Origin of the sequence: Saccharopolyspora rhizosphaerae, assembly GCF_003931915.1 — a bacterium.
GTDB lineage: Bacteria > Actinomycetota > Actinomycetes > Mycobacteriales > Pseudonocardiaceae > Saccharopolyspora > Saccharopolyspora rhizosphaerae.
Map to the genome: position 1 here is coordinate 344,751 of NZ_RSAA01000015.1, position 19,119 is coordinate 363,869.

Below are 19,119 nucleotides of genomic sequence, written 5' to 3' on the forward strand. Positions count from 1 at the left end.
TGGTGAGCTCAGTTCGCCCGAAGTGCGCCCCACGGGAGAACGCAATTCCTCGCGAACTTCGAGGCCGGCAGGTCCCCCTCGAAATTCGCGCGAAGTTCGAGGGGAGAGCCCGAGTGGGGTGCGTCCGTGCTGGGGGGAGCGGGGGCGCGAGCTGGGCGACACACGGCGGTGGGTATCGCCTGATCGCGGGAGGGGGTCTGCGAGGATGCTGGCATGGCCGATCAACCGCATCTCCTGGAAGGTTTGGATCCGGAGCAGCGGCAGGCCGTCACCGCACCCCGCGGACCCGTCTGCGTCCTGGCCGGTGCGGGAACGGGGAAGACACGGACCATCACCCACCGCATCGCCCACCTCGTCCAGCGAGGACTGGTGACGCCTCGGCAGGTCCTGGCCGTGACCTTCACCGCGCGCGCCGCGGGCGAGATGCGCACCCGGTTGCGGGGTCTCGGAGCTGCGGGGGTGCAGGCCCAGACCTTCCACGCCGCGGCCTTCCGGCAGCTCCGCTACTTCTGGCCCCGGGTCCACGACACGCAGATGTGGCAGCTCACCGACAACAAGTTCCGCCTGGTCGTGCAGGCCGCGAACCGGTTGGGCCTGTCGACCGAGCGGGAGGACGTCCGCGACCTGGCCGGTGAGATCGAGTGGGCCAAGTCCTCCTTGATCAGCCCCGAGCAGTACCCGGCCGCCGCGCAGCAGGCCGGCCGCGAGACGCCGATCCTGCCCGAGCTGATCGCCAAGGCCTTCGCCGGCTACGAGAAGCTCAAGAACGGCGCGCAGCTGCTCGACTTCGACGACCTGCTGCTGCACATCGCGGCGATCCTGGAGGACCGCGCGGACGTCGCCGAGGAGTTCCGCAGCCAGTACCGGTCGTTCGTCGTCGACGAGTACCAGGACGTCAACCCGTTGCAGGCGCGCGTGCTCGACGCCTGGGTCGGCAACCGCGACGACCTGACCGTCGTCGGCGACGCCAACCAGACCATCTACTCCTTCGCGGGTGCCTCCCCGAAGTGGTTGATCAACTTCCCGCGCAAGTACTCCGATGCGACCGTGGTCCGCCTCGAGCGCGACTACCGCTCGACACCGCAGGTCGTGGGCCTGGCCAACCAGGTCATCGGCGCCGCGCGGGAACGGCCCGCCGGGACCCGCCTGAAGCTCGTCGGCCAGCGCCCGGACGGCCCGCGCCCCGACTTCGCCGAGTACGACGACGAGACCGACGAGGCCGAGGCCATCGCGCGCAAGATCGCGCAACTGGCCAAGCGCGGCGTGCCGCTGTCGGAGATCGCGATCCTCTTCCGGGTCAACGCCCAGTCCGAGGTGTACGAGAAGGCGCTCTCCGACGCCGAGATCCCGTACCAGGTGCGCGGCGGCGAGCGGTTCTTCGCGCGGGCGGAGATCCGGCAGGCCATGGCAACGTTGCGCACCGCGGTCGCTCGCGACACCGCTGCCGAGGACCTGCCCGGGACCGTGCGTGAACTGCTCGGCGAGGTCGGCCTGACCGACGAGCCGCCCGCCGGTGGTTCGGCCCGCGAGCGCTGGGAATCGCTCATCGCGCTGGTCGAGCTCGCCGAGGAGTTGGTCGGCACCGTTCCCCAGGCGGACCTGCGGCGCTACGTCGCCGAGCTCGACGCGCGCGCCGAAGCCCAGCACCCGCCGACCGTCGAGGGCGTCACGCTCGCCTCGCTGCACGCCGCCAAGGGCCTGGAGTGGGACGCGGTGTTCCTCGCCGGTCTGGTCGAGGGCACCCTGCCGATCCAGCACGCCGACACCGACGCGGCGATCGAGGAGGAGCGGCGGCTGCTCTACGTCGGGGTCACCCGCGCTCGCGAGCACCTGCACCTGTCCTGGGCGCTGGCCCGCGCCGGTGGCCGGAGGTTCCGCCGTCGCAGCCGCTTCGTCTACAACCTGGTGCCCGACGGCCACCCGGCCGCGTTGCCGACCAAGGCAAGGCAGCCGCAGCCGCCCGCGCGGCAGGCCGCGACGACCACGCCCCGGTGCCGCGTGTGCTCGTCGGCGCTGGTGAACACGATGGACATCAAGCTCGGCCGCTGCTCGAGCTGCCCGTCGGACGTCGACGAGAACCTGCTCGAACAGCTCAAGGCCTGGCGCAGCGAACGCGCCCGGCAGCTGAAGGTCCCCGCCTACGTGGTGTTCACCGACGCGACGCTGACCGCCATCGCTGAGCAGCGCCCGTCCGACGAGTCGGCCCTGGTGGGGATCTCCGGCATCGGCGCGAGCAAGATCCAGAAGTTCGGCCCGGACGTGCTCGCGTTGATCAACCGGGTGAATTAGCGAAACCGCAGGTCAAAAATCTGTTGCGGGTTGCACCCCGCTACCCATAACCTCGTAGACACGCGCGAGCCGAGTGGTTCGCTTCGCCGACCGAGACCGAGAAGGAGGTGAGGGCAGTGAAGATCTTCGAGATCATCGCCGACGCCCCGCGCTCCTTCATGGCCGGGGTCGTTTCGCTGCACCAGGGCACCTCTGTGCGCACCGCCGCCCTCACTGGCGACCGCCGCGTCGAAAAGCCGCGTGGTTTCCGCGTGTTCCCGGCGACCCTGCAGCACCCGCGCAAGTCGGTCCGTTGGCTGCTCCTGGATCCGCTGATCTAGGAGAGCTCCAGGCTTCTCATAGGCCGCGGACCCACGCACGACGGGTCCGCGGCTTTTTTGTGCTCCTGGTCGATCCACATCCACCACCACACCTGTCCACCACCACAAGTCGCCTGCCATCGACTACTGGAGGAAGTCGTATGTTCACCGCGAGTGTGCCGATACCCGCGTCGGCCGTGGACTCGCAGTCCGAGCCCGAGCGATCCTCGGGATCATCGCTGCAACGCCGCTTGCCCTGCCGCAGAGACCCGGACCTGTGGTTCGCCGAGAACCCGTCCGACCTGGAGCAGGCCAAGGTGCTGTGCAGTGACTGCCCGATCAAGACCGAGTGCCTGGCCGGCGCGCTGGACCGCTGCGAACCCTGGGGGGTCTGGGGCGGCGAGATCTTCGAACGCGGCGAAGTGGTCGCGCGCAAGCGCAGGCGCGGTCGTCCGCGCAAGCACCCACGTCCGGAGGAGACCGGGCCCCGCAAGCAGGAGCGAGCAGCATGACCGGCACCTACGCCACCAGCCTGATCCACCCGAACCACGCGGAGATGGGGATGTACCCGACGGAAGAGATGATCCGAATACACGAGAAGGAGAGACGCGCCGAAGCCGAGCGACAACGTGAAGCTCGCTCGATCTCGGCGGGTCGCGGGTGGCGGGCCATCGCCCGCTACGCCACGAAGAAGGCCGAAGCCGCTGAGCAGCGCTGAACTCCGTGATCGCGCGCTCGCGGATGCCGCGTCGGCCGTCGCGTTGGGCGACGGCCGACGCACTCCGGCCGGAAACGGCACACCGGCATGCGGCCTCCGCCGGGCCCGGTCTAAGGTCCGGCTCGTGGGCGCACATTCGCACGACAACATCGACTGGGACGCGCACCTGGAGCGGCTGCGCGCGGCCGACGACTTCCTCGCACCGGAGATCGCCGAGGTGGTGCGGCGGCTGCTGCTCCCCGGCGACCGCTCGGTGATCGAGATCGGCGCCGGAGCAGGCGGCACCGCGGCGATCTTCGTGGAATCGCTGGCAGGCAACGGTGCTGGCGCGCAGCTCACCATCGTCGACACGGCCGAGCAGCTGTTGACGGCCGCGGGGGAGAGGGCCTCCGACGCCGCCGACGGTGTCGCGGTCCACACGGTCCGCGCCGACGCCGCCGCCGACACCCTCGCCGAGGAGATCGAGCAGGCCGGTGCGTCGCCACAGGCGGACCTGGTCTACGCGGCGTTCGTCGTGCACCACCTGCCCGACCAGCTCGCCGGCCTGCGCAGGCTCGCAAGCCTGGTGAAGCCGGGCGGTCGACTGGCGATCGTCGAGTTCGGGCTGCAGACGCGGGTGCTGCCCGCCGACGTGGGCCTCGCCGAACCCGGCCTCGAGGCACGGCTGCTCAACGCCCGTGAGCAGTGGTTCCAGCAGATGCGGGCCGAGATGGAGGGCTCGGTCCGGCTGCCCGTGGGCTGGCCGAAGGCCATGGCCCAAGCCGGTCTCGTCGACACGACCTCGTTCAGCTACCTCGTCGACCGGCCCGCCCCGATGGACGAGTCCGGCCGGGCCGCCGCGCTCCGGCACTTGGCGATGCTCCGCCGCGACGCTGAGGAACGTGTTCCCGCCGAGGACGTCTCCGCGCTCGACCAACTCCTCGACCCGGACAGCGACCACTACGCCGCCCACCGCGACGACCTCTCCTACCTCAGCGCCAGCACGATCCACGTAGGCACCAGGCCCGCGTAGACCTGTTCGAGAAGTCGGTCTGCGTGGCGGTGCGGGTGGCAGGACTCGAGTGGCTCCGTGCGCCAGCACGCCTTGCACGCGGCGTCGCGGTGTATTCGCCACGAAGCCCCTCGAACGCTGCGGCGGACCGGGCTGAGTCCTACCCCTGGAACAGCGGCCACCGGCGCCGCTCAGCAGAGCAGTCCAACTCCTCTTCCGATCAGGCTTCGGCTTCGGCGAAACCTGGTTGCCACTGCTCGATGATGTCGCGTGTGGCGACTTCGGCGTCGAGCTGGCAGAGGATGCCGGTGGCGCCGAGAGTGACCCGGTGGATCAGCAGGTAGTCCGGCGGCAGGTTGAGCAACCGGCCGGTGCGGAAGTCGGGTCCGCGCAGGTCGGCGACCCGCTCGGCCTGCCGCTGCAGCCAGCTGCGGGTGAAGTGGAACGTCTCGGTGCGCGCCGGGTCGACGAACGGCGCCAGGTAGGCCAGCACGTCCTCGGCGTGCAGCTCCTGGTCGGGCTGGACGAAGCGCTCCGAGCGCAGCAGCTCCAGCAGCTCGATCGACCGGTCCTCCAGCGCGAGCCGGATCATCTTGCCGAAGGTCGGCGGCAGGCCACCGGGCAGTCGCGAGACCGCGCCGAAGTCGATCACGCACAGCCGACCGTCGGGCAGCAGCATGAAGTTGCCCGGGTGCGGGTCGGCGTGCAGCAGCCCGACCTTCGCCGGGGTGGAGAAGTGGAACTCGGCGAGCAGCCGGCCTGCCAGGTCGCGCTCGGCCTGCGTCCCCTCGGCGATGATCTTCGAGAACGGGGTGCCCGAGATCCACTCGGTGACCACGACCTTCGGCGCGCTCGCGACCACCGCGGGCACCACGACGCGCTCGTCACCGGCGAAGACCTTGGCGAACATGCGCTGGTTGTCGGCCTCGATGCGGTAGTCGAGCTCCTCGACCATCCGCTCCTGCAGCTCCTCCAGCAGCGGCTTGACCTCGGCGCCCGGAGCGAGCGACTGGAACAGCCGGGAGAAGCGCATGAGCTGCCGCAGGTCGGAGCGCAGCGCTTCGTCCGCACCCGGGTACTGGACCTTGACCGCGACCTCGCGGCCGTCGTGCCACACCGCCCGGTGCACCTGGCCGATGCTGGCCGAGGCTGCGGGTTCGTCGTCGAACGAGGAGAAGCGCTTGCGCCACGAGGAGCCCAGCTGCTCGGTCAGGACCCGGTGCACGCTGGAGGTCGGCATCGGCGGGGCCGCCGACTGCAACTTGGTCAGCGCCTCGCGGTAGGGCCCGGCCATCGCGTCGGGCACGGCGGCTTCGAACACGCTCAGCGCCTGCCCGAACTTCATCGCCCCGCCCTTGAGCTGCCCCAGCACCGCGAACAGCTGCTCAGCGGTCTTGGCGGCCACGTCGGCGTTGATCTCGTCGGCGTTCTGGCCGGTCAGACGGCGTCCCCACCCTGCGGCGACCCGGCCGGCGACGCCCAGGGGAAGGCTGGCGAGCTTGGCGGTGCGTTGTGCCGCTTGGCGGGGAATGTCGGCCACGAATTCTCCTAGGTGCGCGCAGGTAGGAAAACCCTCTCGATGTCCGAAAGTCACGAGGCCACGATTCGGAAAACGAGAAACCCAACAACATGCTAGTCGTTCAACAGCGCACGTTGGGTCGTGATCGGCATTCTGGGTGAGCGTGGTTCGCACCCGCGGCCGAATGCGTTGGGCCGACGGGAACAGTGGAGCGGGCGGAGCGGATTCACCGCTTCACGGGAAACCTCGAGGATCAAGCGCGGGGTGGGCCGCTGGCGGCCCACCCGTGCCCGGTCACGCCTTGCCGAGGATGCGGGTCATCTTGGTCCCGCACACGGGGCAGGTGCCCTTGGCCATCCGGCGTCCGTTGGTCTCCGAGACCTCACCGGAAAAGTCGCGCTTCTCCCGGCACTTCACGCAGTAGCCGTTGTACGTCTCGGCCACGGCTCCCCTCCTTCTGGTAATCGACCCAACCCGTAGCTGGATCTCCGGCGCCCTCCTGGGGGGCGGCTGGGGGAACCGTACAGGTGGAGTAATTGAGATGCATGCATCACGAGCATGGCATGTTCGACTCTTTGGAGTAATGATTCGGCCGTTGACTCCGTCCGCGAGTTGAGGTGCAACTCACAGGGGGATCCGTTTGTCGGGACCAGTCGCTAGGGTCCACTCCCGTGGCTGAACCGCAGGTCGAGGTCCGCCGCAGCAAGCGCCGCCGGCAGACGGTGAGCGCCTACCGCGACGGCGACAAGATCGTGGTGCTGCTCCCGGCTCGGATGAGTCGAGCGGAGGAAAAGCGCTGGGTGGCGGACATGTTGAGCCGTCTGCAGCGCAGCGAGACCCGTCGTCGATCCCCCGCCCGCAACTCGGACGAGGCGCTGGTGCAGCGCTGCCGTGAGCTGTCCGCCAAGCACCTGGACGGAAGGGCGGAACCAAGGGGCGTCAGGTGGGTGCCGCCGATGCGCACGCGCTGGGCCTCGTGCACGCCTGGCGAGGGGACCATTCGGGTGAGCCGGCGGCTGCGAGATGTACCCGGTTGGGTGCTCGACTACGTGCTCGTCCACGAGCTGGCGCACCTGCTGGTACCGGGCCACGGCCCCGACTTCTGGAAGTGGGTCGAGCGGTACCCGAAGACCGAGCGCGCCATCGGCTACCTGGAGGGCTTGGTGGCGGCCGCCCAGCTGGAGATCGGCCTCACCGACGACGAGACCGAAGACACCGAGGCCTCGTGATCTGAGCGGAGCGTCGGACCGGCCGTGATCAAGCCGGGTCGGTGCGACCGACCCCGGACACGCGACCGCCCGCCCACGCGGAACGCGACGGGCGGGCGGTGCGGGGAGATCAGGACTTGGCGTCGCCGCCGGAGTCGTCGGAGTCCGAGTCGTCCTCGGAGTCGGAACTGTCCTCCGACTTCTCGGCCTCCTCCGCGCGGCGGATGGCCGCGATCGGGTCGTCGAGGTCCGATCCGGCGTGCCAGCGGTCGGCGAAGTCCAGCGGTTCGTCCAGGTCAGCGCTGTCCGGGAGCAGGTCTGGGTGGTCCCAGACCTGGTCGCGGGCCTCGGTGCCGTGGCGCTCGGCCATCAGCCGCCAGAGGTTCGCCGCGTCGCGCATCCGGCGCGGGCGCAGTTCCAGGCCGATCAGCGTCGCGAAGGTCTGCTCGGCAGGACCGCCGCTCGCGCGGCGCCTGCGGATCAGCTCGCCCAGCGCGCCGGCGCTCGGCAACCGCTCGCCCAGGGCGTCCGCCACGACCACGTCGACCCAGCCCTCGACCAGCGCCAACAGGGTTTCGAGCCGGTTCAGCGCGGCCTGCTGCTCCGGGGTGGTCTTCGGCTCGAGCATGCCCGAGCTCATCATCTCCTGCATCGACTCCGGGTTGGTCGGATCGACCTTGCTGGCCAGGTCCTCCAGCGCGGAGGTGTCGATGTGGATGCCGCGCGCGTACTCCTCGACGGTGTCGAGCAGTCGCTGCGCCAGCCACGGCACGTGTCCGAACAACCGGTGGTGCGCGGCCTCGCGGGCGGCCAGGAACAGGGTGGCCTCGCTGCTCGGGCGGTCTAGGCCCTCGACGAAGCGGTCGATGTTGGCAGGCAGGAGTGCCGCGGTCCCGGTCGGCCCCAGCGGCAGCCCGACCTCGGTGGAGGTGAGCACCTCGCCGCCGAGCTGCGCGAGCCCACTGCCCAGCTGCGAACCGAAGGTCATGCCGCCCATCTGGCCGAGCATGTTGAGCAGCGGACCGGCGGCCTGCTTGGCCTCCTCCGGGAGCGCCTCGAGCCACGCGGAGGACATGCGTTGCGCGATCGGGTCGCACAGCCGCTGCCACACCGGCATGGTCTTCTCGACCCAGTCCACGGAGGACCAGGTCTGCACCGTGCGCACCCCGGCGGGCAGCGAGGTGCTGGCGTCGAGCCACAGCTCGGCGAGCCGGACCGCGTCCTCGATCTCCTTGACCTGCTCCTGGCTGGGACGCTCGGTCCGCTGGTTGCTGTGCAGCTGCTGCACAGCGAGCTGCTTGGCGAGCTCGTAGTTGACCGGTCCGGACTGGCCGCCACCGCCGGAGTGGCTCAGCGCCTGGCCGAGCTGGGTCAACATCTGCCCGAGCTGCCCGATGTCGAAGTTGCCGCCCGGTCCGGGCATGCCGGCGAAACCGAAGGGGTTGTCCCCAGGGTTGCCACCGGACCCGCCCTCAGAGCGGCCTTGCGACGAGTCGCCCTTGTCAGGGTCGTCGGGGTCCTGCGAGCTGAACCCGAACGGCATGTTGGTCATAGTTCCACCGTACGCGGCCTCGGCCGCCCCTTTGAAGAAGTCGTTGCGCTAGTCAGGTGCGAGCACCGGGCACATCGCCAACAGCGAACACGTACGCTGTCGCCTCGTGAACCGCCGTACTTGGACCCTGTTGACGAGTGTCGTGCTGGTCGTCGCCTTCGGTCTGCTCGGCGCGTTCGCGCGGGTGCCGTTCGTGGCCCTCGGCCCCGGGCCGACCTACGACACGCTCGGCATGGATGGCGACCACCCGGTGATCAGCGTCGAGGGGCACGAGACCTACCCGACCGCCGGTCACCTCAACATGACCACAGTATCGGTCACCGACCAGCTCTCGCTGTTCGGTGCGCTGGGCTTGTGGGTCTCCGGTCGCTACGCCCTGGCGCCGCGCGACGTCTACTTCCCGCCGAACAAGAGCGAGCAGCAGATCGAGCAGGAGAACACCGAGGCGTTCAACGACTCGCAGACCACCGCCGAGACCGCGGCGCTGCGCTTCCTCGGGTACCCCCACAAGGTGCTGGTCGGCCAGATCGTCAAGGGCAGCCCGGCCGACGGGACGCTGGAGCCGGGCGACCGCCTGCTCTCCGCCAACGGCAAGCCGGTCACCGACGCCGCCTCGCTGAAGGCCGCGCTGGGCGGCACCAAGTCCGGCGATCGGGTGGAGATCCGCTTCCAACGTGCTGACCAGCCCGAACAGGTCGCCAACGTGCAGCTCGGCAGCAACACCGAGCCGGGGGGCGACCAGTCGCAGGGCTTCCTGGGCGTCGGCGCGACCGAGCGGCCTGACGTGCCGTTCGAGATCAAGATCAGCCTCGCCGACGTCGGCGGCCCCTCGGCCGGCCTGATGTTCACGCTGGCGATCATCGACAAGCTGACGCCGGGCGAGCTCAACGGCGGCAAGTTCGTCGCGGGCACCGGCGAGATCGACCCGGCCGGCAAGGTCGGCCCGATCGGTGGCATCCCGTTCAAGATGGTCAAGGCCAAGGAGGCCGGCGCCACGACGTTCCTCGTCCCGGCGGAGAACTGCGCCGAAGCCAAGTCCCAGGCGCCCGAGGGCCTGCAGCTCGCCCGCGTCGCCAACCTCGTCGACGCCACCAAGGCGCTGGACGCCCTCCGCAACAACCAAGCCCCTGCAGCCTGCTGAGGTGGTCGTCCGGCGTGGCGGTGTCGGTGGCGGAGCTCCGCGACGAATCCCTGGCAAGCGCTGTCGCGCCGGGTTCTGACACGTCGTCGGCGAGGTGGCGTGGCAGGCCCCGCTACCTGCACCGCCGCGCACGACGACCACGGACGATCACAGCGTCAGGCGAAGGTCGCCTGGAGGGCCTTGATCAGGTTCGGTGCGAGGGAGGGGTCGCTGAGGACCTCGTCGTCCTCGCCCCGGAGGCGCATCACGCAGGACTGGGCGGCGCCGTCGCGCAGCACCGCGGCCACCAGCCGGGCTTCCCGGCGGTCCGGGTGTTCGGCGGCGATCTTGCGGGCGCCTTCCTCGTCCTCGGGCAGCGCGGCCTCGGCTTCCGGCGGCAGCACCACGATCTCCTGGACGAGCGCGCAGCCGACGACCTGCTCGGGCCACTCGATGCGGGCCAGCGCCTCGCCGAGGTCCTCGGCGGGCAGCGACTCCTGGGCCAGCGGCGTCAGGGGAGAGGCCACCGGGTCGAGCTGGTCGGCCAGGTGGGGTGCGGCGGCGAGCATCGTCTCGGTCGACACCAGGGCGAAGATCTGCGTCGGCTGGTCCCAGCCGGCGGAGGCGACGAACTCCTCGACCTCACGGGTCGCGGCGGGCAGGGCGAACCCCAAGTCCTCAGCGGAAGGCATGCCGTCATCGTCGCAGAACCGGCCTCGTGTCGAGCGGGCACGCCGGGATGACCCGATCGATATTGATCTGTGTCCGAAAAATACCCTTCGCGCGGGCCCTTCCAGGAACTTCACACCCGGGTCGTAGAGTTGAACATCACGAGGGAATCGTTCTCGCGAGCGCGATTGCCAGGTTCAGCTGATCGTCCCCAGGAGCGTGCGCTGTGGCCATGCGGCCCCCGGTAGGAATGCCGAAACTATCCCGGCGAAGCAGAGTCCTGCTGATCCTGGGCGGGATCGTCCTGCTCGCGTTGATCCTCGGATCACGCCTGCTGGGCGCCTACGTCAACTGGCTGTGGTTCGGCGAGGTCGGCTACCGCCAGGTCTTCACCACCCAGCTCGTCTCACGGCTCGGCCTCGGCGTCGTGGCCGCCGTCTTCCTCGGCGGCGTGCTGTTGCTCAACCTGTGGCTCGCCTACCGCAACCGGCCGGTGTTCGTGCCGGTCAGCGGCCCGGACGACCCGCTGACCCGCTACCGCACCGTCATCACCGAGCGCTCGCGGCTGTTCGGCCTCGGCGTCCCGCTCGCGGTGGCGGTGATCGGCGGGCTGGCCGCGCAGGCCGACTGGCAGACGCTGCAGCTGTACCTGCACAGCGTGCCGTTCGGCCAGACCGATCCCGAGTTCGGCAAGGACATCAGCTTCTACGTCTTCCAGCTGCCGTTCTGGCGGTTGCTGCTGTCCTGGGCCTTCATCGCGGTGACCGTGTCGTTCATCGGCGCGCTGGTCACCCACTACATCTTCGGCGGCATCCGGCTCACCGGTCGCAGCGGCCAGCTGTCGGTGCCCGCCCGCGTCCAGCTGGGCGTGCTCGCCGGCGTGTTCGTGCTGCTCAAGGCCGTCGACTACTTCCTCGACCGGTACGACTTGCTGCTGTCCCAGCGCAACAACCTGTTCACCGGTGCCAGCTACACCGACCTCAACGCCGTGATGCCGGCGAAGCTGATCCTGATGTGCATCGCGGTGTTCTGCGCGCTGGCGTTCTTCTCGGTGATCTTCCTGAAGAACCTGCAGATCCCGGCGCTGGCGACAGTCCTGCTGCTGCTGTCCAGCGTGGTGGTCGGTGCCGTGTGGCCGGCCCTGCTGGAGCAGTTCTCGGTCCGGCCGAACGCCAACCAGCGCGAGGCCCTGTCGATCGAGCGCAACCTCGCTGCCACCAAGGCCGCCTTCGGCATCGGTGACGACAAGGTCAAGTTCGTCGACTACCCGGGCCGGACCCAGCTGCAGCCCAGCGAGGTCGCCGACGACAAGGGCACGATCCCGAACATCCGGCTGCTGGACCCGAACATCCTGGCGCCGACCTTCACCCAGCTCACCCAGCAGTACAACTTCTACGGCTTCCCGGAGAAGCTGGACGTCGACCGCTACCGGGATGCCAACGGCGAGCTGCAGGACTACCTGGTCGCGCTGCGCGAGATCAACATCGACGGTCTGGCCGTCAACCAGCAGAACTGGATCAACCGGCACACCGTCTACACCCACGGCAACGGCTTCGTCGCCGCGCCGGCCGACCGGGTCGACTCGACCTTCAACGAGGGCGCCACCCAGGGCGGCTACCCGGTCTTCCAGATCAGCGACGTCGCGAACAAGGGCCAGGGCCGCATCCCGGTCGAGCAGCCGCGCGTCTACTACGGCGAGCTGCTCGGGCCCGAGGACTACGCGATCGTCGGGGGCAACCCGGGCGAGGCCCCGCGCGAGTACGACACCGACACGCAGCAGTTCACCTACGACGGTCGCGGTGGTGTGCCGATCTCCAACCCGTTCCAGCGGTTGGCCTTCGCCGCCTACTACGGGGAGCGCAACTTCCTGTTCAGCGGCGTGATCGGGGAGAACTCGAAGCTCATCTACGAGCGCAACCCGCGCGACCGCGTCCAGAAGGTCGCGCCGTGGCTCAAGCTCGACGGCGACCCGTACCCGGCGGTGGTCGACGGCCGGGTCAAGTGGATCGTCGACGGCTACACCACGCTGGACAACTACCCGTACTCGGAGAAGACCGAGCTGGGCGAGGCCACCAACGACACCCTCACCGGTGTCGAGCGCCAGCCCAACCAGCAGATCAACTACATCCGCAACTCGGTCAAGGCCACCGTCGACGCCTACGACGGCACGGTCGACCTGTACGCCACCGACGAGAACGACCCGGTGCTCAAGACGTGGGAGGGCGTGTTCCCGGGCGTGATCAAGCCCGCCAGCGCCATCTCGCCCCAGCTGCGCGACCACTTCCGGTACCCGGAGGACATGTTCAAGGTGCAGCGCAAGCTGCTCACCTCGTACCACGTCGACAACCCGGGTGACTTCTTCTCGACCCAGACCTTCTGGGAGGTGCCGAACGACCCGACGTCGGGCGGCACGGTGAGCGGCAGCGAGGGCCAGCAGCCGCCCTACTACGTGGTCGCCCAGGTCGAGGGGCAGGAGCAGCCGAACTTCCAGCTGACCAGCGCCCTGACCGCGTTGCGGCGGCAGAACCTCTCGGCGTGGGTGTCGGTGTCGTCGGACCCGAAGAACTACGGCCAGATGACCGTGCTGCGGTTGCCGACCAACACGCTGACCCCGGGTCCGAACCAGGTCCAGAACCAGATGGAGTCGACCCCCGAGGTCACCGAGAACCGGACGCTGTTCAACAACCCGAACGTCACGGCGATGTTCGGCAACCTGCTCACGCTGCCTGTGGCGGGTGGTCTGCTCTACGTCGAGCCGATCTACATCCAGCGCAACGAGCAGGAGTCGTACCCGCAGCTGGCCCGCGTGCTGGTGTCGTTCGGCGGCAAGGTCGGCTTCTCGGAGACCCTCCAGGGCGCGCTCGACCAGGTCTTCGGGTCCGGGGCGGGGCAGGGCACCCAGCCGGGCCAGCCGGAGCCGCCGCAGCAGCCCGAGCAGCCGCAGCAGCCGTCGCCGGGTTCACCGCCGACCGGCCAAGCCGTCACCGACATCCGCAACGCGCTCGAACGGGTGCGGCAGGCGCAGCAGTCCGGCAACTTCGCCGAGATGGGCCAGGCCTACCAGCAGCTCGACGACGCGATCAAGAAGTTCGAGCAGGCCCAGGGCACCGGCGGCTGAGCCGACCGTGTGGAAGTCGGCGGGGTGGGGACCGGCGCGGTTCCCGCCCCGCCGACGCTTCCGACCGAGGTCGGGGGTGCTCTGGGCCACTTCCACCACCCCCGGTTTGAACGGCCGGGAACCGGTCCGTAAAGTAGGTGTCACAACAGAACGAAGCAGCCGGGAACGGCTGGCGGCGCGGGGTGGAGCAGTTCGGTAGCTCGCTGGGCTCATAACCCAGAGGTCGCAGGTTCAAATCCTGTCCCCGCTACTGCGCAGAGGCGCCTTCCGGAGAAGTCCGGAAGGCGCCTCTGCTGCATCTGTGACGATGCGGGGATGACGCAGCAGATCCAGGACCGCTTCAACATCGAAGACGCCCTCATCCGCTACACGCGCGCGATCGACTCCGGTGAGTGGGACGTGCTCGACACCGTGTTCACCCCGGACGCCCGCATCGACTACACGGCCTCGGGCGGCATCGAGGGCGACTTCGACACCATCAAGCCGTGGCTGGCCGAGAACCTGCCGATCTTCCCCAGGCGGATGCACTCGCTGCACCAGATCGCCATCGACCACGACGGCCCTGACCGGGCCGAGGTGGCCGCGTACTTCCACAACCCGATGGTGCTGCCCCGGGGTGACGGGCAGCCCGACCTGCTCGTCGAGTTCGGCGGCATCTACCACCACTCCTTCCTCCGCACTGCGGAAGGCTGGCGCAGCCGACGCCTGCAGGAGGAGGTCTGCTGGAAGCGGGGTCTGTGATCCCGGGTCCCTCGTGAACTGGGCTTTCCGCGAAGAACGACCCCGGTTGTTCGGGCGTTCACCGCGCCGTGTAAAGTTCTCCTCACAACAGAACGAAGCAGCCGGGAACGGCTGACGGCGCGGGGTGGAGCAGTTCGGTAGCTCGCTGGGCTCATAACCCAGAGGTCGCAGGTTCAAATCCTGTCCCCGCTACTAGAGAGAGTGCCTCCGGTCTTCCGGAGGCACTTTTCTTCTCCCGAGGGGGTCAGTCCTTCAGGCCCTCGGCCCACGTGCGAGCGCAGGCGGGGGAGCAGACCCTGCCCTCGCCGCGGACCACGCCGGTCTGGCGCATGGTCCGACCGCAGACCATGCAGGAATCCGTCTCGGTTCCGCGCTGCACCGGGACCATGGACTTGGCTCGTTCGGCGACCCGCTGAGCCACCTTCTCCTTGCTCTCGTTGACCTTGGTACGCAACCAACTGCGATGCACGCCCGAACCTCCTGCTTGCCATCCCGTGCGTCCGCCGGTGGCCCGACGGCCAACAGCAGCCTGGGGTAACCAGCTGTAGTTGTGCAGTTTCAGAACGTGATAGCACCTCATTGCGCGCCCAAGAACCCCCATCCAGGCGAATCATGAACGGCGTGGTTGCAATCCGTGCACTGTTCACGGCTGCATTCGGGTGGGAACTGGGAACGCCGCGGCCCTCGGCCTCGGGAGGGCTGTGATCCCGGCCTGGGGCTGATGGCGCAATCGTTCGTCCACTTGGACCAGTCAAGTGCAACCACTGTGGACAGAAGTGCCGACCACTGTGGACAGCGCAGGCAGGACGTGGCACCGTTGGTGTCGTGAGCGAGCTGAATGCGACATCCGCTGCCCTGTTGGGACTACTGCACGAAGGGCCGAAGACCGGTGGCCAGCTGGTCGCTGCGGCCACCGAGCGCTTCGCCGGGTTCTTCAGCGTCACCCGCAGCCAGGTCTACCGGGAGCTGCCCGCGCTGACCGACGAAGGCCTGCTGCGGCTCGGCAAGCAGGGGCCGCGCTCCAGCCAGCAGTACGCGATCACGGCCGCCGGCAAGAAGGCCTTCAAGGCGTGGCTGAACACCGCGCCCGGGCCGGACAACGTCCGGAGCCCGCTGATCTTGAAGCTGGTCTACTCCGGCACCCTCACCCCGCGCCAGCGCGCCGCGCTGGTCGAGTCCGCCCGCGGGCAGACCGCGGTCAAGCTGGACGAGGCCCGCAACGCGGCCAAGACGGCCGGCGACCCCTACGAGAAGGCCGCCGCCGACTTCACCGTCGCCTACAACCGGGCGATCATCAAGCTCCTGGACGCGATCCCGGAGTAGTCCCGGTCGCTCGCGAGGAACGGCTGCGCCGCTCTGCCGGCGCAGCCGTTCCTCGCGTTCAGCCGAGGGCGGAAGCCCAGTGCACCGCCCACCCGCCGTCCTCGTGGGCGGCCGGTCACCCGTGAAGTACCCTGAGCACTGTGAATCCCGACGTCGCAGCCTCCCTCAAGGAACTCTCCAACACGCTCGAAGGCATTGAGAGCGTGATGGACCTCGACGCCCTCCGCGCGGAGATCGGCGAGCTGGAGGAGGAGGCGGCCAAGCCCGACCTCTGGGACGACGTCGAGAAGGCCCAGCGCGTCAACAGCCGCCTCGTGCACCGCCAGGCCGACCTGCGCCGCGTCACCGAGCTGCGCCAGCGCGTCGAGGACCTCGAGGTCCTCTACGAGCTCAGCGAGGACGAGGGCGACGACTCCGGACTCGCCGAGGCCGAGGAGGAGCGTCAGCGCCTGGTCAAGGACCTCGAGCACCTCGAGGTGCGGACCCTGCTCTCCGGCGAGTACGACTCGCGCGAAGCGGTCGTCACCATCCGCGCCGAGGCCGGTGGCGTCGACGCCGCCGACTTCGCCGAGATGCTGATGCGCATGTACCTGCGCTGGGCCGAGCGCCACGACTACCCGACCGAGGTCTACGACACCTCCTACGCCGAAGAGGCGGGCTTGAAGTCGGCGACCTTCCGGGTCAACGCGCCCTACGCCTACGGGACCCTCTCGGTCGAGCAGGGCACGCACCGCCTGGTGCGCATCTCGCCGTTCGACAACCAGGGCCGCCGCCAGACCTCCTTCGCCGGTGTCGAGGTGCTGCCGGTCGTGGAGGAGACCGACCACGTCGAGATCCCGGAGAAGGACATCCGGGTCGACGTCTTCCGCTCCTCCGGTCCGGGCGGGCAGAGCGTGAACACCACCGACTCGGCGGTGCGCATCACGCACATCCCGACTGGTGTGGTGGTCTCCTGCCAGAACGAGAAGTCGCAGCTGCAGAACAAGGCCGCTGCGATGCGAGTCCTGCAGTCCAAGCTGCTGGCCCGCAAGAAGGAGGAGGAGCGCGCCGAGCTGGACGCCCTGAAGGAGTCCGGTTCGAGCTGGGGCAACCAGATGCGCTCCTACGTGCTGCACCCGTACCAGATGGTCAAGGACCTGCGGACCGAGCACGAGGTGGGCAACCCGGATGCGGTGCTCGACGGCGACATCGACGGTTTCCTCGAGGCCGGCATCCGCTGGCGTCGCCAGCAGCAGAGCGTGGCCTGATCGACCCCCTGCGGGGTGATTGAAACCCCAGGTCAGAGCTGGTTCAACCACCTCTGTGGGTGAGTGCCGGTCGCCCGGTCGGGCGGGGGTAAACTCCCCGCCGTGATCCGCCTTGAGCACGTGTCCAAGACGTACAAGACGTCGACCCGGCCCGCTCTCGACGATGTCTCTGTGGGCATCGACAAGGGCGAGTTCGTGTTCCTCATCGGGCCGTCGGGCTCCGGTAAGTCGACGTTCATGCGCCTCCTGCTGCGCGAGGATGTGCCCAGCCGCGGCCGGGTCTTCGTCGCGGACTGGAACGTGGCGAAGCTGCCCCGCCGCCGGGTGCCCCGGCTGCGCCAGCGCATCGGCTGCGTCTTCCAGGACTTCCGGCTGCTGAACAACAAGACCGTGGCGGAGAACGTCGCGTTCGCGTTGGAGGTCATCGGCAAGCCCCGCGGCGACATCCAGCGGGTGGTGCCCCAGGTGCTGCAGCTGGTGGGCCTCGACGGCAAGGCCGACCGCATGCCCAACGAGCTCTCCGGTGGTGAGCAGCAGCGCGTCGCCATCGCCCGCGCCTTCGTCAACCGGCCGTTGGTGCTGCTGTGCGATGAGCCGACGGGAAACCTGGACCCCGACACGAGCCAGGACATCATGCTGCTGCTGGAGCGGATCAACCGCACCGGCACCACCGTCGTGATGGCCACGCACGACCACGGCATCGTCGACTCGATGCGCCGTCGCGTCGTGGAGCTCAGCCTCGGCCGGGTCATCCGCGACGACGCCCGTGGCGTGTACGGCGTCGGTCGCTGATCCGGCGCGACCCGGTCGCCCGACCCGTGCACCCGAGGACACACACCCCCGAACGGCAGGAAAGCTGACCCAAGATGCGTGCGAGCTTCGTATTCAGCGAGGTCGTCAACGGCCTTCGGCGCAACGTGACGATGACCATCGCGATGATCCTGACGACCGCCATCTCGGTGGGTCTGCTCGGTGGCGGTCTGCTGGTGGTCCGGCTCATCGACAAGATGCAGGACACCTACCAGGACCGCGTCGAGGTCGTGGTGTTCATGACCGACGACGTCAGCGCGAACGACACCGACTGCAGCCAGCAGCCCTGCGCCTCGGTCATGTCCTCGCTGAAGAGCGCCGAGGGCGTGGAGTCGGTCAAGTACGAGAACCGTGAGCAGGCGTTCGCCAGCTTCAACAAGGTCTTCGAGTCGCAGCCGGAGCTCAAGGACGTCGCCCGCGCCGAGGCGATGCCCGCCTCGCTGCGCGTGAAGCTCAGCGACGACGCGCGGTTCCCGCAGATCCAGGCTGAGTTCGCCAGCAAGCCGGGGGTGGACAGCGTCGTGGACCAGGCCGAGTACCTGGACCGGCTGTTCGACATCCTCAACGGCGTCCGGAACGCGACCTTCTCGATCGCGCTGGTGCAGGCGCTGGCCGCGTTGCTGCTGATCTCCAACACCATCCAGCTCTCGGCGTTCACGCGGCGCACCGAGACCGGCATCATGCGCCTGGTGGGTGCGACCCGGTGGTACACGCAGCTGCCGTTCCTCCTGGAGGCGATGGTCTCCGGTCTGATCGGTGCGGTGTTGGCGATCCTCGGCCTGCTCGTCGCGAAGGCGGCGTTCATCGACAGCGTCATGGGGCCGGTGCTGGGCACCGGCATCATCCCGGCCGTCGAGTGGGGCGACATCGCACTGATCTCGCCGATCTTGCTGCTGGTCGCGGCAGCGATCTCCTCGATCACCGGTTACGTCACGCTCCGCCTGTACGTGCGGCTATGACCTGGCGCTCGGCGGGCCCCTCACGAGGGGCCCGCCGCGTCGGGCCACATCAGGTGACACGAGGACTAGAGTTGTTCGCATGGTGAAGGAACGCGGCCGCAAGGTCATCTCGCAGAACCGCAAGGCGCGGCATGACTGGTCGGTGCTCGACACCTACGAGGCCGGCATCGCGCTGACCGGGACCGAGGTCAAGAGCTTGCGGCAGGGCAAGGCCCAGCTGGTCGACGGTTTCGCCACCGTGGACGACGGCGAGGTCTGGCTGCGCAACGTGCACATCCCCGAGTACACCGAGGGGACGTGGACGAACCACGAGCCGCGGCGGTCCCGCAAGCTGCTGCTGCACCGGCACGAGATCGAGCGGCTGGTCGGGAAGATCAAGGAGAGCGGGCTGAGCCTGGTGCCGTTGTCGCTGTACTTCAGCGACGGCAAGGCCAAGGTCGAGCTCGCCCTGGCGCGTGGCAAGAAGGCGCACGACAAGCGTCGGGACATCGCCAAGCGGGACGTGGAACGCGAGATACAGCGCGAGATCGGTCGCGCGCGGAAGGGCCGGCGCTGA

19 protein-coding genes and 2 tRNA genes are annotated in these 19,119 nt (G+C 69.0%); 16 read left to right on the forward strand and 5 right to left on the reverse strand.

From position 1 onward, the window contains the following. The first annotated feature begins 213 nt into the window (after positions 1 to 213). From EIL87_RS16510 to EIL87_RS16530, 5 genes are all read left to right on the forward strand, one after another. The gene (locus tag EIL87_RS16510; protein ID WP_125091419.1) at positions 214 to 2,289 is read left to right on the forward strand and encodes an ATP-dependent DNA helicase UvrD2; all 2,076 of its coding nucleotides are present in this window, start codon (positions 214 to 216) and stop codon (positions 2,287 to 2,289) included. Between the two features lie 116 nt (positions 2,290 to 2,405). Continuing rightward, the gene (locus EIL87_RS16515) at positions 2,406 to 2,609 is read left to right on the forward strand and encodes a hypothetical protein (protein ID WP_125091420.1); all 204 of its coding nucleotides are present in this window, start codon (positions 2,406 to 2,408) and stop codon (positions 2,607 to 2,609) included. Between the two features lie 140 nt (positions 2,610 to 2,749). Further along, positions 2,750 to 3,100, forward strand: coding sequence for a WhiB family transcriptional regulator (locus tag EIL87_RS16520; protein WP_125091421.1), 351 nt, complete (start codon positions 2,750 to 2,752; stop codon positions 3,098 to 3,100). Continuing rightward, positions 3,097 to 3,306 (forward strand): hypothetical protein, encoded by a 210-nt coding sequence (locus EIL87_RS16525; protein ID WP_125091422.1) that lies wholly within the window; start codon positions 3,097 to 3,099, stop codon positions 3,304 to 3,306. Before EIL87_RS16520 ends, EIL87_RS16525 begins: the two co-directional genes overlap by 4 nt. 124 nt (positions 3,307 to 3,430) lie before the next feature. Next, complete coding sequence (locus EIL87_RS16530; RefSeq protein ID WP_125091423.1) at positions 3,431 to 4,318, forward strand: class I SAM-dependent methyltransferase; 888 nt, start codon at positions 3,431 to 3,433, stop codon at positions 4,316 to 4,318. A 199-nt stretch (positions 4,319 to 4,517) separates the two neighbouring features. Here EIL87_RS16530 and EIL87_RS16535 read toward each other — a convergent pair whose 3' ends face one another. Both EIL87_RS16535 and EIL87_RS27100 read right to left on the reverse strand, forming a co-directional pair. Next, positions 4,518 to 5,837 carry an ABC1 kinase family protein gene (locus EIL87_RS16535; protein ID WP_125091424.1) on the reverse strand — a complete coding sequence of 440 codons (1,320 nt, stop codon included), beginning with the start codon at positions 5,835 to 5,837 and terminating at the stop codon, positions 4,518 to 4,520. A 273-nt stretch (positions 5,838 to 6,110) separates the two neighbouring features. Then, a complete protein-coding gene (locus tag EIL87_RS27100) occupies positions 6,111 to 6,260 on the reverse strand; it encodes a DUF5679 domain-containing protein (protein WP_010693945.1) in 150 nt (49 codons plus the stop codon). A 227-nt stretch (positions 6,261 to 6,487) separates the two neighbouring features. Here EIL87_RS27100 and EIL87_RS16540 point away from each other — a divergent pair, with 227 nt between their 5' ends. Beyond that, on the forward strand, positions 6,488 to 7,045 hold the full coding sequence (locus EIL87_RS16540; RefSeq protein WP_125091425.1) for a M48 metallopeptidase family protein: 558 nt from the start codon (positions 6,488 to 6,490) through the stop codon (positions 7,043 to 7,045). Positions 7,046 to 7,154: 109 nt separating this feature from the next. On the opposite strand, the gene EIL87_RS16545 is transcribed toward EIL87_RS16540, so the two are convergent. Then, on the reverse strand, positions 7,155 to 8,576 hold the full coding sequence (locus EIL87_RS16545) for a zinc-dependent metalloprotease (protein WP_125091426.1): 1,422 nt from the start codon (positions 8,574 to 8,576) through the stop codon (positions 7,155 to 7,157). A gap of 130 nt (positions 8,577 to 8,706) precedes the next feature. Here EIL87_RS16545 and EIL87_RS16550 point away from each other — a divergent pair, with 130 nt between their 5' ends. Next, positions 8,707 to 9,717 (forward strand): YlbL family protein, encoded by a 1,011-nt coding sequence (locus EIL87_RS16550; protein WP_233576305.1) that lies wholly within the window; start codon positions 8,707 to 8,709, stop codon positions 9,715 to 9,717. Between the two features lie 155 nt (positions 9,718 to 9,872). Here the strand turns inward: EIL87_RS16550 and EIL87_RS16555 are convergent, their stop codons facing one another. After that, positions 9,873 to 10,388 carry a PPA1309 family protein gene (locus EIL87_RS16555; RefSeq protein ID WP_125091428.1) on the reverse strand — a complete coding sequence of 172 codons (516 nt, stop codon included), beginning with the start codon at positions 10,386 to 10,388 and terminating at the stop codon, positions 9,873 to 9,875. A gap of 209 nt (positions 10,389 to 10,597) precedes the next feature. Here EIL87_RS16555 and EIL87_RS16560 point away from each other — a divergent pair, with 209 nt between their 5' ends. The 4 genes from EIL87_RS16560 to EIL87_RS16575 all read left to right on the forward strand — a co-directional run bounded on the left by EIL87_RS16560 (position 10,598) and on the right by EIL87_RS16575 (position 14,416). After that, positions 10,598 to 13,483 (forward strand): UPF0182 family protein, encoded by a 2,886-nt coding sequence (locus EIL87_RS16560; RefSeq protein ID WP_125091605.1) that lies wholly within the window; start codon positions 10,598 to 10,600, stop codon positions 13,481 to 13,483. A 176-nt stretch (positions 13,484 to 13,659) separates the two neighbouring features. Next, a tRNA-Met gene (locus tag EIL87_RS16565) sits at positions 13,660 to 13,733 on the forward strand. A gap of 65 nt (positions 13,734 to 13,798) precedes the next feature. Further along, positions 13,799 to 14,224 carry a nuclear transport factor 2 family protein gene (locus EIL87_RS16570; protein WP_125091429.1) on the forward strand — a complete coding sequence of 142 codons (426 nt, stop codon included), beginning with the start codon at positions 13,799 to 13,801 and terminating at the stop codon, positions 14,222 to 14,224. 118 nt (positions 14,225 to 14,342) lie between these two features. Next, a tRNA-Met gene (locus EIL87_RS16575) sits at positions 14,343 to 14,416 on the forward strand. 52 nt (positions 14,417 to 14,468) lie between these two features. Here the strand turns inward: EIL87_RS16575 and EIL87_RS16580 are convergent. Further along, positions 14,469 to 14,693 (reverse strand): hypothetical protein, encoded by a 225-nt coding sequence (locus tag EIL87_RS16580; protein WP_125091430.1) that lies wholly within the window; start codon positions 14,691 to 14,693, stop codon positions 14,469 to 14,471. A gap of 356 nt (positions 14,694 to 15,049) precedes the next feature. On the opposite strand from EIL87_RS16580, the gene EIL87_RS16585 reads away from it, so the two are divergent. From EIL87_RS16585 to smpB, 5 genes are all read left to right on the forward strand, one after another. Further along, positions 15,050 to 15,547 (forward strand): PadR family transcriptional regulator, encoded by a 498-nt coding sequence (locus EIL87_RS16585; RefSeq protein ID WP_125091431.1) that lies wholly within the window; start codon positions 15,050 to 15,052, stop codon positions 15,545 to 15,547. 140 nt (positions 15,548 to 15,687) lie between these two features. Continuing rightward, positions 15,688 to 16,794 carry a peptide chain release factor 2 gene (prfB, locus tag EIL87_RS16590; RefSeq protein ID WP_125091432.1) on the forward strand — a complete coding sequence of 369 codons (1,107 nt, stop codon included), beginning with the start codon at positions 15,688 to 15,690 and terminating at the stop codon, positions 16,792 to 16,794. Between the two features lie 102 nt (positions 16,795 to 16,896). Then, positions 16,897 to 17,586 (forward strand): cell division ATP-binding protein FtsE, encoded by a 690-nt coding sequence (gene ftsE, locus EIL87_RS16595; protein ID WP_125091433.1) that lies wholly within the window; start codon positions 16,897 to 16,899, stop codon positions 17,584 to 17,586. A 74-nt stretch (positions 17,587 to 17,660) separates the two neighbouring features. Then, entirely contained in the window at positions 17,661 to 18,563 is a 903-nt protein-coding gene (gene ftsX / locus EIL87_RS16600; RefSeq protein WP_125091434.1) for a permease-like cell division protein FtsX, read from the forward strand. 79 nt (positions 18,564 to 18,642) lie between these two features. Then, positions 18,643 to 19,119 carry an SsrA-binding protein SmpB gene (gene smpB / locus EIL87_RS16605; protein WP_125091435.1) on the forward strand — a complete coding sequence of 159 codons (477 nt, stop codon included), beginning with the start codon at positions 18,643 to 18,645 and terminating at the stop codon, positions 19,117 to 19,119.

Bases quoted from the DNA above. Each gene is read 5' to 3' on its own strand.
- smpB (WP_125091435.1), top strand. From the start codon at position 18,643: ATGGTGAAGGAACGCGGCCGCAAGGTCATCTCGCAGAACCGCAAGGCG.
- EIL87_RS16525 (WP_125091422.1), top strand. From the start codon at position 3,097: ATGACCGGCACCTACGCCACCAGCCTGATCCACCCGAACCACGCGGAG.
- EIL87_RS16510 (WP_125091419.1), top strand. From the start codon at position 214: ATGGCCGATCAACCGCATCTCCTGGAAGGTTTGGATCCGGAGCAGCGG.
- EIL87_RS16570 (WP_125091429.1), top strand. From the start codon at position 13,799: ATGACGCAGCAGATCCAGGACCGCTTCAACATCGAAGACGCCCTCATC.
- EIL87_RS16545 (WP_125091426.1), bottom strand. From the start codon at position 8,576: ATGACCAACATGCCGTTCGGGTTCAGCTCGCAGGACCCCGACGACCCT.
- EIL87_RS16555 (WP_125091428.1), bottom strand. From the start codon at position 10,388: ATGCCTTCCGCTGAGGACTTGGGGTTCGCCCTGCCCGCCGCGACCCGT.
- EIL87_RS16520 (WP_125091421.1), top strand. From the start codon at position 2,750: ATGTTCACCGCGAGTGTGCCGATACCCGCGTCGGCCGTGGACTCGCAG.
- EIL87_RS16560 (WP_125091605.1), top strand. From the start codon at position 10,598: ATGCGGCCCCCGGTAGGAATGCCGAAACTATCCCGGCGAAGCAGAGTC.
- ftsX (WP_125091434.1), top strand. From the start codon at position 17,661: ATGCGTGCGAGCTTCGTATTCAGCGAGGTCGTCAACGGCCTTCGGCGC.